The sequence below is a fragment of the Vibrio ponticus genome (assembly GCF_009938225.1).
GTDB classification, from domain to species: domain Bacteria; phylum Pseudomonadota; class Gammaproteobacteria; order Enterobacterales; family Vibrionaceae; genus Vibrio; species Vibrio ponticus.
Window position 1 is genome coordinate 597,907 of record NZ_AP019657.1, and the last position, 14,723, is coordinate 612,629.

Consider the following 14,723-nt stretch of genomic DNA (forward strand, 5'->3'; position numbering starts at 1 on the left):
CTTTACTCCCATGAAAACTAAATTCGCTCTTTTGTTTGTCCCCTTAATGACCTCAATCAGTGGTTCTGTGCTTGCTCAACAGCAGCAAGTTTTAACCAGTATTAAACCGATTCAAATGATCACCCATGAGATTATGTTAGGCGTTGCTAACCCTGACGTACTTTTAAAATCGAATGCTTCTCCGCATGACTATGCTCTAAAACCATCAGACGTTAAGCAAGTGAAAGATGCGGATTTGGTTATCTGGTATGGTAAAGATTTAGAGCCTTTCCTTGCTGGTGTTATGGAGCAAAGAAACGGTCAAAAAGCGCAGACGTTAGAAATTTCAAAAATTGAAGGCTTAAAGCTGCGTGAGTTTAGTCATGAAGGGCATGATCACCATGATGGTCACGATCACGGCAGCCATGATCCGCATTTTTGGCTCGGTTATCAGCCAACACTGCAAGTCGCCGAGGCAATTGCCAAGCAACTTGCGGAAAATGATTCTGCCAATGCAGCAACCTATCTAAAAAATTATGAGCAATTTGCTGAGAAGTATCGCGCTAAACATGATCAAGTCAAAGCTTTACTAGAGCCAGTGCAACAGCAAGGTTACTACGTGTTCCACGATGCGTACGGTTACTTTGAGCAAGATTACCAGTTGAATAATTTAGGGCATTTCACCGTCACTCCGGACCGAAAACCTGGCGCTAAAACGCTGATTAAAATTCGCAGTGAACTACGTAATGAGAATGCCAAATGCGTTTTTGCTGAGCCACAGTTTACGCCTGCAGTGATTGAGTCGGTGATGCGTGGGAGCAACGCTAAGCTGGGTAAACTCGATCCGGTCGCATCTGAAATCGAAGTGAAAAATGGTAGTTACTTCACTTTTATCGATCAAATATCCCACAGCTTTGCTGACTGTTTAAGCAAATAAACTCACTTTTTATTGCGTGATCTCTAGTAAATAGAATAGTTTAAGTATTCAACTAGGCGTTTATCCAATAGAATAAAGCCGACTAGCAGCAATGAGTGTATTTATGTTTGCACTCATTGCTGGCTTTTTTATGCTTTAAGGATTGGTTAGTGAAACGCACCTTTTGGGTTACGTTGCTCTTATTCGTAACACAGATAGTTTACGCTTTTGATTCTTCGCCTTCAGTGTTTTACCCATTGCCGAGCGAGAGTCAGGGGAAGGTGTTCGCTGCAAAACAACTTTTCCTTTCCTCAAACGGTGGTCTTTGGATCCACGATGTGAGAGACAAGGTGCTCTTCTTCGATGGTCAATCCGTCGCACCCAAGACCGGCTCTGCCTTACCTTATCGCACCAAGAAGGTCATTATTTACGATGATTTGTTTTGGTCTTATGAAAATAATGTCGTCTATCGCTCGACGTCTCATAGCCAACGTGAAACTGTATTTGAGCTCCCTCCTGGTACTGAAATTGAAAGTATGGGCGCGAACGATGGTTACATCTGGCTCACAGATGACGCTCACTTTCACACCTACCGAATAGCCGATGGCGAATACAGCAGTTACTCCTTGATGGAGCTTTATCGTTATGGTGAATCTCTCAAACTGTCGATTAATGACGCATTGTTAGTGAAACAACGTTGGGTTATCGCCACCGATAACGGTGTTTTTGTGTCTGAAAGCCAAGGTTTTCGTCATGTACCACGTTCTCAAGGGAACGGTATAGATAAACTTTACTATTCCAGTTCACGTCGAGAGTTGATTCTTGGTTCGAGTCGAGGGGCGGTCGTGTATGACATTAATAATACCTCGAAGCCAAAGTTCATCATTCCTGCCCCGAATGTCACGGTCATTGCTGAAACGCCACAATCGTATTGGATTGGTACGCAGAACGGACTTTATATTTATTCGTTTATCAGCGGGGAAATGGAAAAACACTCGGGCGAGAAGGATGCGGGGTTTGCACTCACTGGGCGCCGTATTCTATCGCTGGTTAACGATAATAGTGGTGGAATGTGGATCTCAACCAATAAGGGTATTCAGTATTTTTCATTGTTTGGCGAAAAATTCGAGCGTTTTCCAAGTCAAGATTTGAGCGTGAATCAGATCCATACTCCAATTAGCAATATGGTGGCGATGCAGGATAAGCAAGGCTATTGGGTGATGAAGTCGTCAGGCTTATACCGTTTCTTCATAGAGAAAGATAAGCGCAAAGAACGTGTTTACTCTGGTCGTGTTTACAACATGCTCGAGTATGATGGCAAAGTATGGTTAGCGACAAACCAAGGCGTGATTGTTTTGGATGCAAAAACCGGCGAACGAATCACTAATACCGCATTGAGCGCCCAGTTTGACGGTCAAAAGATTACTCATATTGCTATTGATAGTAAGGGTCTGATTTGGATAGCAAATAGTCACAGTGTTTGGTGTTATGACCCTAATAAGCAGGGGGTAAAACTCATTGCGGAACAGTGGCAATCTAATTCAAGTCTAGGCAGTAAACTCACCCAAATGTTGGTTTCAAGTGGTGATGATCTGGTACTTGGGACGGAAAGAGGCGTTTATCTGTTACAAGAGGGACAACTGAAATATATCGCCCAGAGTGCTCCATTTGGTGCGATTCATGGCATGACGGAAGGCAGTGAGCAGCAGATTTGGCTTGCCAGCAATTATGGCGTAAATATCCTCGATATCAATATGCTATCCGTGCTCCCGGTTCCTTTAGTAGACGAGCATATTAGTCCACAGTGTTTAATGAAAAATCGCACGGGGGCATGGTTAACCTCAACGGCTGGGCTAACGCACTACACACTTGACGGTAAACTTGTTGCGCATTACGGGCAGCCATTTGGCGTGATCAATAATGAGTTTAGAAACAGCTTTTGTTTACTCGATGCGAATGATTCGGACTCACTACTTTTGGGCTCATGGCACAGCCTGATACGCGTACAAAGTAAAGATCTGACGGTAACGCCTTTACCTGATACCAACGTACTGTTTTCTCAAATTCTCGTTAATCAACAGTTGGTGGCATTTGGTGCTGATAATGAGTCAAAAATTATTGCTCCTTATGGCGACTCTATCTCGATTCAAATGGGGACGATGCCACGTATTAGTGGTTCTTCACTCGAGTATCGTCTAAATAACGAGAAAATTTGGACGCCGTTAGATGGTTATCAAATTGCGATGGAGGGATTAACCCCGGGAGAATATACCTTGTATGTTCGTCCTGTGGTAAATGGTCTTGGTCGCGGTGGAGTACGTAGCTTAAAGTTTGAGGTTTCAGAGCCTTGGTATCTGAACTCATTCGCGCTCGTATTGTATGTGGTTTCTGGTTTCTCGCTATTGTTTGGTGCGGTGTATTGGCGATCAAGAATGATGGCAAGCGCTAACCGTAGGCTCAAAGCACAAGTCGCGCTTAAGACTAATCAGTTGCGCCATCAGAGTCGAATTTTGTTGAGCAACAACCATCAGTTGCGTAAACAATTGCAAGTGAGACGTTTGATCTTTGGTCAAGCGATTCAGTCTTTTAAAGACCGACTAAGAGCAGCCGACGGAAATATCACGCCAGATGGCGTTAAGACGCAATCTCACATGGTTGAACAGATTTCGTCTGAGCTTGAGTTATTATTGAATGTTCGTGAGTCACACGGGCAAAATTCGCCCGCTTATAATTTGTCGATGATTTTGAAATCGACCTTAGGTGGCTGGCGAGAAGAATTTACCAAAGCCGGAATTGAGGTCGAGTTGGATATGTCTGCGGCGCAAAATGCGTACGTGGTATTAAATTATTTCAATTTAGACGTCTTACTCAACTTAGTTTTTGACGGACTGGTTAAGCGTTGTTCACGTCATCAAAATGTATATATCAAGCTCGAGTGCAGCGAAGCCGAAGTTCAACTTACTTTTATGGACGATGGTATCTTGGCAGACGTCAATCAAGATGAACATTGGCTGGAAGTGGTTAAGCTAGTTAATGTCAGCGGTGGTCAGTTAGAAGTCGATGAGAATAGCCGTAATAACAAAATGAGTTTGAGTTGGCTAAGAAGCCATACCTTTGATGAGAATTCAATTGTGAATGTGGAGGAGCTAGCCGGAGAAACGGCAGCCTTTACTTCTAGCGATCCATTTATCGTCCGACTAGAGCAGTTAGTGATGGAACATTACGCCGATCCGGAATTTAGTACCTCTACAGCCGCTAAAATGCTGTTTGTTTCTGAGCGTAGTTTGCAGCGTCGATTTAAAGGTGCGACTCAGCGACGTTTCTCGGAGTACTTAAGTGAGGTTCGTTTGGACAATGCTTGTCGCTTGTTGTTGGCGGGTGCTAAGGTTGCTGATGTCGCCTTTGACTGTGGTTTTAATGACCCGTCATACTTTAGTCAGCGCTTTAAGCACCGATTTGGTGTCTCACCGACTCAATTTGTTGAACAGAGCGATGCTCACGAAGAGGCTTTCTAGTTCCTTTCCTATTTTACCGGGTAGTGGCATCTGTACTTAGGTGTGTTGATTGACGTAACCCACGAGGGTGGACACAGTCTATACCTTTGTGTGTTTGTGTGGTCAGCGCCCCGCTGGTACAACGATATAGGTAAAATCCCTTTCTATTTAAACGCCCCTTTGGTTCTCGCGTTGTTGCTGTGGAGCTGATAGCGATCACTTCTTTTCGTATGACTAACTGCGTTACACGTCGATAACGAGGCGCTTCTACGCTCATAGGCCCTGTTGAAGTCTGAATAATTTGCCAATTAAAATAGCAATCAGTTGTGAATTAGTTTGCTAGTACTTAAATTCTCATCGAGAAATAACCAAATGACTAAACAAAAATGATAGCTAATGTAGGTTGTTAGCACGGTGTTTGGGGAAATGGTATTTAAATTCAGAGGGATAGAGATTAAGAAAAAAATATCGTGGTATAGCCGGGGGGACTATACCACGGGTGTCAAGGACACCTTCGCTTGCTGCCGGAGTGGTGCGGGGGCACCACCTCTGGAATTCTTTGTCAAAAGGCTTTGTTTGCCCGACGAGGTTCACTATAAGCAAGATAACTTTCTTTACTTATAAAATTAACGCCAAGTTGACATAAGATTTGCGACACCTGAATTAAGTCACTGATTTACAATGATTTATTCTCGAAATAATAAATAATTTAAAATTATTAAATATTGTGAAAATTTGGTTTAGTGTTGATTTTAACGTTTTTGACGTGGCTTAAATTGACGAAATTTACGTTTGATAAGATTTGTGGTGGATTTTTTCATAAACGTAAAGTTTGATTTCAGACAAGAATTGTTACATTTGCTTTAGGTATCATTGCTGATATAGAAGTTAATAGTAATTACTCTCATTATTAACTGCGATTACCAAACTGGAAAAGTGATGCAACTGACAAAACTACAACAAGGTCAACAAGCAACCATTACGGGCTTTGCTGATTTATCAAATGATGTGCGGAAAAAGTTGATGGTGATGGGGTTACTGCCTAATACACCAATCAAATTGATTCGTTTTGCTCCGATGGGCGATCCACTGCAAGTAGAAGTGCGTGGCGTTTCTATTGCTGTACGCACAAACATTGCTGACGCAATCTTGGTAGAGGTTAAATAATGCAGTACCAAATTCTAACAGTTGGTAATCCGAATAGTGGTAAAACAACGTTGTTCAATGGTTTAACGGGGGCAAAACAGCAAGTTGGTAACTGGGCTGGCGTAACCGTTGAGAAAAAAACAGGTCGATACACACACTCTGGCGATGAATTCTTATTAACCGACCTTCCTGGTATTTATGCTTTAGATAGTGGTAACGATAGCAATAGTATTGATGAGTCGATTGCTTCACGTGCCGTTCTAACTCATCCAGCGGATCTTATCATTAACGTGGTAGATGCGACTTGCTTGGAGCGTAGCTTATACATGACACTACAATTGCGCGAACTTGGTCGTCCAATGGTGGTTGTACTGAATAAGATGGACGCACTGAAGCGTGAGCGACAAGTCATCGATGCGAAAGCTCTAGAAAAAATCCTAGGTTGTCCAGTTATTGCAATTTCGGCTAATAACAAAGCGCAGATCCATGAATTCAAAGAACTACTGCATAAAGTAGTGGTTCAGGGCGTAACACTTGATGCAATGAAGCTAGAGTACAGTGCGGAGTTTGAAGCAACGTTAGATTCGTTAGAGCCAATGTTTGTTGGTCAAGAATCAGCGCCACGCGCATTAGCGATTCGCGCGTTAGAACAAGATGTGCTGGTAATCAATTCATTGAAATCAGAGCAGCGTGAACTGGTTAATCAACAGCGAATTACCCTGGATGTCGACGTCGATTTACATGTTGCTGATACTAAGTACACATTCCTTCATGAACAGTGCAAAAAAGTACGCCGAAGTGAAGGTAAGCTGAGCCGTAGCTTTACCGAAAAAGTTGATAACGTCATCTTGAATAAGTGGGTCGGTGTACCGTTCTTTTTCGTTGTGATGTACTTGATGTTTATGTTTGCGATTAATATCGGTGGTGCATTCATTGATTTCTTTGACATCGGTGTTGGTGCGCTATTGGTTGATGGTGGTCACTACTTATTAGATGGTCATTTACCAGTATGGCTTGTAACGCTTATCGCTGATGGTGTAGGTGGCGGTATCCAAACGGTTGCGACGTTTATTCCTGTAATTGCTGGCCTGTACTTGTTCCTAGCGGTATTGGAAAGTTCTGGTTACATGTCGCGTGCTGCGTTCGTGCTTGATAAAGTGATGCAAAAGATTGGTTTGCCGGGTAAAGCGTTTGTACCATTGGTACTTGGTTTTGGTTGTAATGTGCCATCAATCATGGCGACGCGTACTTTAGACCAAGAACGTGAGCGTAAACTGGCCGCTTCTATGGCTCCGTTTATGTCATGTGGTGCTCGCCTTCCTGTTTATGCCTTGTTTGCTGCGGCATTCTTCCCTGAAAGTGGTCAAAATGTGGTATTTGCGCTGTACCTATTAGGTATTTTCGCTGCAGTCTTTACTGGTTTAGTGCTTAAGCACACACTTTACCCAGGCTCAAGCGATAGCTTAGTAATGGAAATGCCGGATTACGAACTGCCAACCATGCAGAATGTGATGATCAAAACATGGCAAAAGCTTAAGCGTTTCGTGCTTGGTGCAGGTAAAACTATTGTCGTTGTTGTGACGATTCTTAGCTTCTTCAACTCACTAGGTATGGATGGTAGCTTTGGCAACGAAGACTCAGAAAACTCAGTACTATCTAAAGCATCACAAATCGTAACGCCAGTCTTTGCTCCTATTGGCGTACAGGAAGATAACTGGCCAGCAACGGTTGGTATTATCACCGGTATTTTTGCGAAAGAAGCGGTTGTTGGTACGCTAAACAGTCTATATGCGCCGAGTGAAGGTGAAGACGGTGGCGAATACGACCTAATGGCAAGCTTGGAAGAAGCCGTAATGACCATTCCTGATAACTTGGCGGGTCTAAATTACTCAGATCCTCTTGGTGTCGAAGTGGGTGATTTGACCGACAGCTCGGCGGTTGCAGAAGAGCAAGAAGTAGATGCCACTATCTTCGGTAACTTGAAAGGCTATTTTGCATCGAGTAACGCAGCATTTGCCTACTTGATCTTTATCTTGCTTTACACGCCATGTGTCGCAGCAATGGGCGCTTATGTTCGTGAATTTGGTCAAAAATACGCGCGTTTCATCGCGGTATGGACCATGGGTTTAGCTTACGGTAGTGCGGCATTGTATTACCAAGCAACACACTTTGCTGATCACCCAGCGACCAGCAGTGCGTGGATTGCCGGTATTCTAGTTGTGGCTGCTTTGGTTTACCGAGCGCTAAAAGCTGCGGGTAAGAAACAACAAACTTTAGAGGTGCAAATGGCATGATTTTAGCTGAACTGAAACAATACATTGACGCACAGGGCAGTGCATCTCGTCAGGAATTGGCGAAGCAGTTTGCTCTAAGTGAAGATGGTATTGATGCGATGCTGTCAGTATGGGTGAAGAAAGGCGTGATTTCGCGCATGATTGATACCAATAAAGCTGACAAAGTAACGCGAGTTCGATATTCAGCCAATCAAGCTAATGCCTTGTCACTGACAGTGACCATGTAAAGCAATTGCCGTTTTAAATTAAAGCCACTTCATTTGAAGTGGCTTTTTGCATATTGGGCGTAGTGTCGCGTACTACATTTATTAAGCTTTAGTAAAAAGGCTACTTAACCCAAGCACATTACCAATGCGAGTGGCGATTGCTTGCTGCTCTTCTTCACTACGAAATTCGCCTTTGGTATTGCCCCAAACAGGACCAGGCCAAGCAACATCATCTTTGAAGCGAGCAATATGATGAATATGCAGTTGTGGCACCATATTACCCAGTGCGCCAAGGTTTAATTTATCGGGTTGGAACGTCGCTTCCAGCGCTTGGCTCACCGCTTGAGATTCAAGTAGGAACTGTTGCTGTTCTTGCATTGGCAAGTGGTGTAGCTCTTTTAGATTCGCGCGCTTAGGGACCAAAATGACCCAAGGCACCGCATTGTCTTTGTGCAGTAGCGCCACCGTTAAAGGAAAGTGACCAAGTACCGTGGTGTCTTTAGCCAATTGAGGATGCAGTTCAAAGCTCATTATTGTTTCCGGTTGGGGAGTTTTGGTGATTATAACGTAGCGGAATCGAACGCGCAGCAACGCTTGGTTACGGATGTGGTTCGCTACGGATGCGAGGTTTGGGAATGCTCAGCCGAGGGCTTCGCTACGGATGCGGGAACGTTCGACCTGCGGTCTCACTATGGATGCGGGATTTGGGAACGCACAGCCGAGGGCTGCGCTACGGGCACGGGAACGTTCGACCTGCAGTCTCACTACGGATGTGGGGTTCGGGAACGCGCAGCCGAAGGCTACGCTACGGACAGAGGGATACTTAGACGGTGTTGGACGTTTTTGCTCTTGCCGTGAGCTTATCTTTAGATAAGTATTCCGTATTCCGTATTCCGTATTCCGTATTCCGTATTCCGTATTCCGTATTCCGTATTCCGTAAGTTCAGCTTTAGCTGAACGTTCCCACCTCTTAAAACGAAAAAAACCGACGTTCTCACGTCGGTTCTCTTTTCTCTCGTAGCGAAGCGTTCCCGCATCTCGAAGCTAAGCTTCAAAGAAGCTTTGCGCTCCCGCTTCGGCTTTTACATACGCTCTAGAGTTTCGATACCTAGTAGCGATAGACCTTGCTTGATAGTCTTCGCGGTTAGCGCTGCAAGTTTTAGACGGCTTTGTTTCACTGCTTCGTCTTCTGCCACAAGGATAGGGCATGCTTCGTAGAAGCTAGAGAATTGACCAGCGAGTTCGAATAGGTAGCTACACATGATGTGTGGTTGACCTTCGCGAGCAACAGACTGTACTGCTTCTTCAAACTGCATGAGTTTAGCGATCAGTGCTTTCTCTTTCTCGTCAGTGATCTTAATTTCACCTTGTAACTCATCCATTGATACGCCAGCTTTAGCGAAAATAGAAGCTACACGAGTGTATGCGTATTGCATGTAAGGTGCTGTGTTACCTTCGAATGCAAGCATGTTATCCCAGTCGAACACGTAGTCAGTAGTACGGTGTTTAGATAGGTCAGCATATTTAACTGCCGCCATTGCAACCGTGTTAGCGATCGCTTTCTTCTCGTCTTCTGCTAGGTCAGGGTTCTTAGATTCGATCAGCTGTGCTGCACGAACTTCTGCTTCATCAAGAAGATCAGCTAGACGAACAGTACCGCCCGCACGAGTCTTGAATGGCTTACCATCTTTACCTAGCATCATGCCGAACGCGTGGTGCTCAAGAGAGACTGATTCTGGCACGTAACCCGCTTTACGAACGATAGTCCAAGCTTGCATTAGGTGCTGGTGTTGACGAGAGTCGATGAAGTACAGAACGCGATCCGCACCTAGTTGCTCGTAACGGTATTTTGCACATGCAATGTCAGTCGTGGTATATAGGAAGCCACCATCGCGTTTTTGCACGATAACACCCATAGGTTCGCCGTCTTTGTTCTTGTACTCGTCAAGGAACACAACTTGCGCACCGTCATCTTCAACCGCTAAACCTTGTGCTTTAAGGTCTGCAACGATCTTAGGTAGCATATCGTTGTACATACTTTCACCCATTACGTCATCACGAGTAAGTGATACGTTTAGGCGATCGTAGTTGCGTTGGTTTTGAATCATGGTTACGTCAACCAGCTTCTTCCACATTTCTGCGCAGAACTGGTCACCGCCTTGCAGCTTAACTACGTAGCCACGTGCTTTTACTGCAAATTCTTCGTCTTCGTCGTACAGCTTTTTCGATTCACGGTAGAAACCTTCAAGGTCAGCCAGTTCCATAGAAACTTCGCCAGACTCTTGTTGTACACGCTCTAGGTTTGCGATCAGCATACCGAACTGAGTACCCCAGTCACCGATGTGGTTGGCACGAATCACTTTGTGACCTAGGAATTCAAGCGTGCGTACTACAGCATCACCGATGATGGTTGAACGTAGGTGACCTACGTGCATTTCTTTTGCTACGTTTGGTGCAGAGTAGTCAGCAACAATAGTTTGCGCTTCTTCAGCTGCAACACCTAGACGAGCGTCAGCAAGCGCAAGATCCGCTTGTTTTGCTAGGAACTCTTCACTTAGGAAGATATTGATAAAGCCAGGACCTGCAATTTCAGTTTTGCTTGCGATACCGTCTAGATCGAGAACATCCAATACTTTCTGCGCAAACTCGCGAGGGTTCGTACCTAGTTGTTTAGCCACGCCCATTACGCCGTTAGCTTGGTAGTCACCGAACTGAGGTTTTGCTGATTGACGAACGGCTGCAGGGCTGCCTGCAGGTGCGCCAGCGGCTTCTAGAGCCTGAGAAACTTTTTCATTAATAAGTGCTTGGATATTCACACGCGCTTCCTTCAAATCTAGGAAATATTGGGGTTTGCCGATTGTGGCGAAAATGGATACTTAACGTATCGGCGCCGTTCAAAATAGCGGCAAACCAAATCGAGTTCACAAATTGGCGCACATGATACCAATTTTCTTAAACCGCATATAGGGAGTAATTTGAGTATTTTTCTACTTTTCTTGATGATCTTGTTACTATTAGGAAAAAAGTAACCTTTTACTTAAGGAAAAAGCATCATGTCGCTAGCAAGTGCTGAACTATTACCAGAGCAACTAAAACAAAAACTGCCAGAATTTATGCTTAAAATTCAGAGTTTAAGTGAAAAGTTGCAAATCGATTTAGCCGAGTTTCAAGCGGATCACATTGCATTGCGCATTAATGAGCAGGAACTTGCTGAGCAAGCGCATCAAGCATGGCTAAAAGAAGGCGTTGAAATCTCTAATGCGCAAATTAATGGGCGCCCAATCATTGTTTTAGCCTTTCACCAACCATTAGCGGCGCTAAATTGGCAAATCGAATGTCTGGAATTGCCTTATCCGGCGGAAGGTAAAATCTACCCAGAGCAGAGTTGGGAGCATGTTGAGTTTGTTATCCCTTCTCAAGCGCAAACAGCGGACGAGTTTGCTGACGAACTCAAGCAGCGTTTCCCTGCATTGGCAGAGCAATGGGATAATTTGGCGGAAATGGGCATCAAAGTAAAACTATCTAGCCCGAAAGGTGAAGGTGAACGCCTGAATAACCCAACTGTAGCGTTTAAGCATCAGGGAGTGTGCATTAAGCTTCACCCCCATACACTTAAAGCGATTGTTGCCTCAGAGCAATCGCTTTAACCCAATCGCTTTAACAACAGTTAGCCGAGTTCAATATCCTTCGGTCGCAGTTGAAACTCTTCAATTGAACCGATTTCTAACCCAAGGCTTAATGGCTCAGCGTCTTGGTGAGCGTTGCCTTGGGTATGCATGATCAAACGGTTGGCGGTGCGTGGTTTTAATTCATTCACGACAAAACGGATCATGTCACTGCGGGTTAACTTTTTCAGTTCAGCGAGCACCCGTTGGCGTTGATCGAATTGCTCATCCTTGTTGCCAATCGCCACCCACAGTCGTTGAGCTCTTCCGCGCAGCGTGGTATCAGGGGTTGAGATTTGATTCCAGAGCCCACGTTTACTGCTGTGCCATTGGTATTCATTTAATTCAAGCAACACCATGTAAAACGCATTAAGAAACTCATCGATGGAGCTGATTAAGTCAATTGGTGCAGCATTGGGTGATTGCACATACAACACAATGCCAGGGTGTTTATTCAGTGGCATATTGCCAGTTCCCACCATGTAACCCAGTTGCTGTTTAGTGCGAATTTCATGGAAGAAGGTTGCCGACATTAGGTGATTGGCTAACGAGTAGAGCGCAATGTTTTTTGCCGAATTGTCGTCACATTGGTAATAGACCACAATCGCAGAATCTTCTTGATTGCAGTCGACTTCTCTTTGGAAAGTGCCATTTTCCCCTAACATCACCAGTGGACGTAGCGCCTCTTCATATTGCTGATCTTGTACGCGCAGCGCGGATTTTAAGGTTTCGCCTAAAGCCAATGCATCATCTTTTGTCCAGTCACCATAGACAAACATCTCCACATGCAACTCAGCAAGAATCGCTTGGACAAAGCTGGCAAGTGAGTCGACTTCAATACTTTCGAGCGCCTCAACGAGCACCGGATAGGGTGGGTTGTTTGGCTGTAAAATGCCAGTCATTGCATTGAAAAGCTGCGAAATTGGACGATCTTGAGAGGAATTACGCCAATTTCTTAATAGCTGAGTTTTGATCGTGTTAAAGCGTTTTTCACTAAATTCTCGTTTCGCAAAACGCTCTAAAATCATCTTCATCAGCTCAGGTTGCTTCTCAGTGAAACCTGATACCGCTAAAGTGACACCACCTTGATGGGCGTACAAGTTGTACCCCATACCAGCGATTTCTGCTTGATAGGTTTCCTTAGCGAGCGCATCAAGAAACATCTCAACGCAGAGGCGAGTCTTAACAATATTGATAGGATTGGCAACCGCATGGGGGCTATCGATGGCGACATAGATGACGCCTTTAGGAACTCTAAATTCGCTGTCTTGCAGGTGCCATAATTTAAAGCCCGGTAAATCCGAGATCACACTTGGAGTCTCATCATTACTTTGTAGCGCTTTGGGCGTTAAATCGTAACAAATAAACGGATTACGCTCTGGTAATTCAGCTTTGATCGCCGATGGTTGCTGGTAGAACTCTTTTTGTTCAGGGCTAATCAGTTTTACTGAATAAGGCGTGTCGTACCACTTCGCTCGCTCATCGTAAGTCAGCCCTTTCACGATTTGCGTTACGCGCAGATTGTCAGTGGTGAAATAACGGGCGAGGTCGCGCAGGATATCGGCTTGATATTGCGCCATTTTAAAATCGCCATAGATAATGTCTTCGCTTTCATAGTGCTGCATGTTCACCACTAAGTGACTCGCCATATCCATAGGACGGGTCGGCTCTTGAAAACGAAACGCGGATTCTAAGACGGCTTTTTTCTCTAAATAGCGCCATTCATCAAAACCACGCGCTTTGATGATAGCAATATAGTTAAACACCGCTTGGATGATCTCATCGACATGTGAGAGACCTTCTTGGGTCAGTGTGCAGCTGATATTAAATTCACGATAGTTACTGCCACTGACGCCGCCGCCAGCAGACAGTGAGGTGATCCACCCTGCCTCTTTAAGTTCGAGCATTAAGCTGTTTTCGCCCTCATAACCCAGCAAGTGCGCAAAGTAAGAGAGTGGCTTGGTGTGGTAGTACTCACCTGTGCTTGGCATCGGAAATGCCATGATCAATTTGCGGATCTCTTTCACCGGCTCCACATCGACCCATATTCCGGTAGAGCGGATATCGGTGAACGGCTCGCTGATGCTTTTACCATTCAGATGGTTGTTTTTGATATTGGCGAACTTCTCATTTGCCCACGTTTGCATCTCATCGAGCGAGTGCTGACCAATCAAAACTAACGTCATTAAATCAGCGGAATACTGCTGAGTGTGGAAATCGACGATTTCATCGCGAATAGATTGCCCATCGCGATCGCCAAGAGTTTCAAGATTACCCACGGAGAACTTAGCGAAAGGGTGGTTAGGATTGATCACTTCTTTGTGCACTTGATACAAGCGGCGAGAGTCATCGTTGAGCTTCATTTTGTACTCAGAGTCAACGGCTTGACGCTCTTTGTCGAGAGCTTCGGCATTGAAAAGTGGCGCAGTAAAAAATTGGCTGAAGCGATCTAAGCCATTACTAAATGCGTTGGGATCTACATCAAAGAAGAAGCAGGTATGTTCGGTACCTGTCCAAGCATTGTTAGACCCACCGTGTTGGCTGATGTAACTCTGAAAGTCGCCCACTTTTGGGTACTTTTCAGTGCCGAGAAATAACATGTGCTCAAGGTAGTGCGCCATGCCTTGACGCTCGTTCGGATCATCGAAGTGACCGACATTGACCGCGAGTGCGGCGGCAGATTTCTGTGCATCTTGATCATGAATTAACAGCACCCTTAAATCATTTTCAAGCGTTAAGTAGCGATATTGATGGGTATCATTTGGGCTTACATGCACAGTATTTCTCCAAACCTTGAGAGTGTATTTAAGTATGACCGCGTTTAGTGGCACTGCAAACAACTATTATTGATGTATTTACTTAAAATGCTGGAATTTTTTAGTAATTGTAGCCTAATAGTTCGCCACAAATTGAAACAAAAACACTTGGTTATCCTTTAAGATTGTTAAGAATGTCTGAGTCTTTGGCAAGTTACTTGATATAATTAATTTTGCTATACCCAAGCGACCTTACTATTTGGTTGT

Annotated in this window: 9 protein-coding genes; 6 read left to right on the plus strand and 3 right to left on the minus strand. The window is 44.6% G+C overall.

From position 1 onward, the window contains the following. The first annotated feature begins 46 nt into the window (after positions 1–46). The 5 genes from znuA to GZN30_RS02685 all read left to right on the plus strand — a co-directional run bounded on the left by znuA (position 47) and on the right by GZN30_RS02685 (position 8,056). Positions 47–916, plus strand: coding sequence for a zinc ABC transporter substrate-binding protein ZnuA (gene znuA / locus GZN30_RS02665; protein ID WP_232060442.1), 870 nt, complete (start codon positions 47–49; stop codon positions 914–916). 317 nt (positions 917–1,233) lie between these two features. Continuing rightward, a complete protein-coding gene (locus GZN30_RS02670; RefSeq protein WP_232060443.1) occupies positions 1,234–4,410 on the plus strand; it encodes a helix-turn-helix domain-containing protein in 3,177 nt (1,058 codons plus the stop codon). Positions 4,411–5,328: 918 nt separating this feature from the next. Continuing rightward, a complete protein-coding gene (locus GZN30_RS02675; RefSeq protein ID WP_075652267.1) occupies positions 5,329–5,556 on the plus strand; it encodes a FeoA family protein in 228 nt (75 codons plus the stop codon). Further along, the gene (gene feoB / locus GZN30_RS02680) at positions 5,556–7,829 is read left to right on the plus strand and encodes a Fe(2+) transporter permease subunit FeoB (protein ID WP_075652268.1); all 2,274 of its coding nucleotides are present in this window, start codon (positions 5,556–5,558) and stop codon (positions 7,827–7,829) included. The genes GZN30_RS02675 and feoB overlap by 1 nt, the downstream gene beginning before the upstream one ends. Continuing rightward, positions 7,826–8,056 (plus strand): FeoC-like transcriptional regulator, encoded by a 231-nt coding sequence (locus tag GZN30_RS02685; RefSeq protein WP_075652269.1) that lies wholly within the window; start codon positions 7,826–7,828, stop codon positions 8,054–8,056. The genes feoB and GZN30_RS02685 overlap by 4 nt, the downstream gene beginning before the upstream one ends. Positions 8,057–8,137: 81 nt before the next feature. Here GZN30_RS02685 and GZN30_RS02690 read toward each other — a convergent pair whose 3' ends face one another. Together GZN30_RS02690 and argS are read right to left on the minus strand one after the other, a co-directional pair. Further along, positions 8,138–8,566, minus strand: a complete 429-nt coding sequence (locus tag GZN30_RS02690; protein WP_075652270.1) for an HIT family protein — start codon at positions 8,564–8,566, stop codon at positions 8,138–8,140. 551 nt (positions 8,567–9,117) lie between these two features. Beyond that, positions 9,118–10,851 carry an arginine--tRNA ligase gene (argS, locus tag GZN30_RS02695; protein ID WP_075649789.1) on the minus strand — a complete coding sequence of 578 codons (1,734 nt, stop codon included), beginning with the start codon at positions 10,849–10,851 and terminating at the stop codon, positions 9,118–9,120. Between the two features lie 237 nt (positions 10,852–11,088). On the opposite strand from argS, the gene GZN30_RS02700 reads away from it, so the two are divergent. Next, the gene (locus tag GZN30_RS02700; protein WP_075649790.1) at positions 11,089–11,682 is read left to right on the plus strand and encodes a VOC family protein; all 594 of its coding nucleotides are present in this window, start codon (positions 11,089–11,091) and stop codon (positions 11,680–11,682) included. Between the two features lie 20 nt (positions 11,683–11,702). Here the strand turns inward: GZN30_RS02700 and GZN30_RS02705 are convergent, their stop codons facing one another. Beyond that, on the minus strand, positions 11,703–14,477 hold the full coding sequence (locus GZN30_RS02705; protein ID WP_075649791.1) for an insulinase family protein: 2,775 nt from the start codon (positions 14,475–14,477) through the stop codon (positions 11,703–11,705). Positions 14,478–14,723 lie beyond the last annotated feature (246 nt).

Coding starts and splice junctions, on each gene's coding strand:
- znuA (WP_232060442.1), top strand. CDS start 47: ATGACCTCAATCAGTGGTTCTGTGCTTGCTCAACAGCAGCAAGTTTTA.
- GZN30_RS02685 (WP_075652269.1), top strand. CDS start 7,826: ATGATTTTAGCTGAACTGAAACAATACATTGACGCACAGGGCAGTGCA.
- GZN30_RS02675 (WP_075652267.1), top strand. CDS start 5,329: ATGCAACTGACAAAACTACAACAAGGTCAACAAGCAACCATTACGGGC.
- feoB (WP_075652268.1), top strand. CDS start 5,556: ATGCAGTACCAAATTCTAACAGTTGGTAATCCGAATAGTGGTAAAACA.
- GZN30_RS02690 (WP_075652270.1), bottom strand. CDS start 8,566: ATGAGCTTTGAACTGCATCCTCAATTGGCTAAAGACACCACGGTACTT.
- GZN30_RS02700 (WP_075649790.1), top strand. CDS start 11,089: ATGTCGCTAGCAAGTGCTGAACTATTACCAGAGCAACTAAAACAAAAA.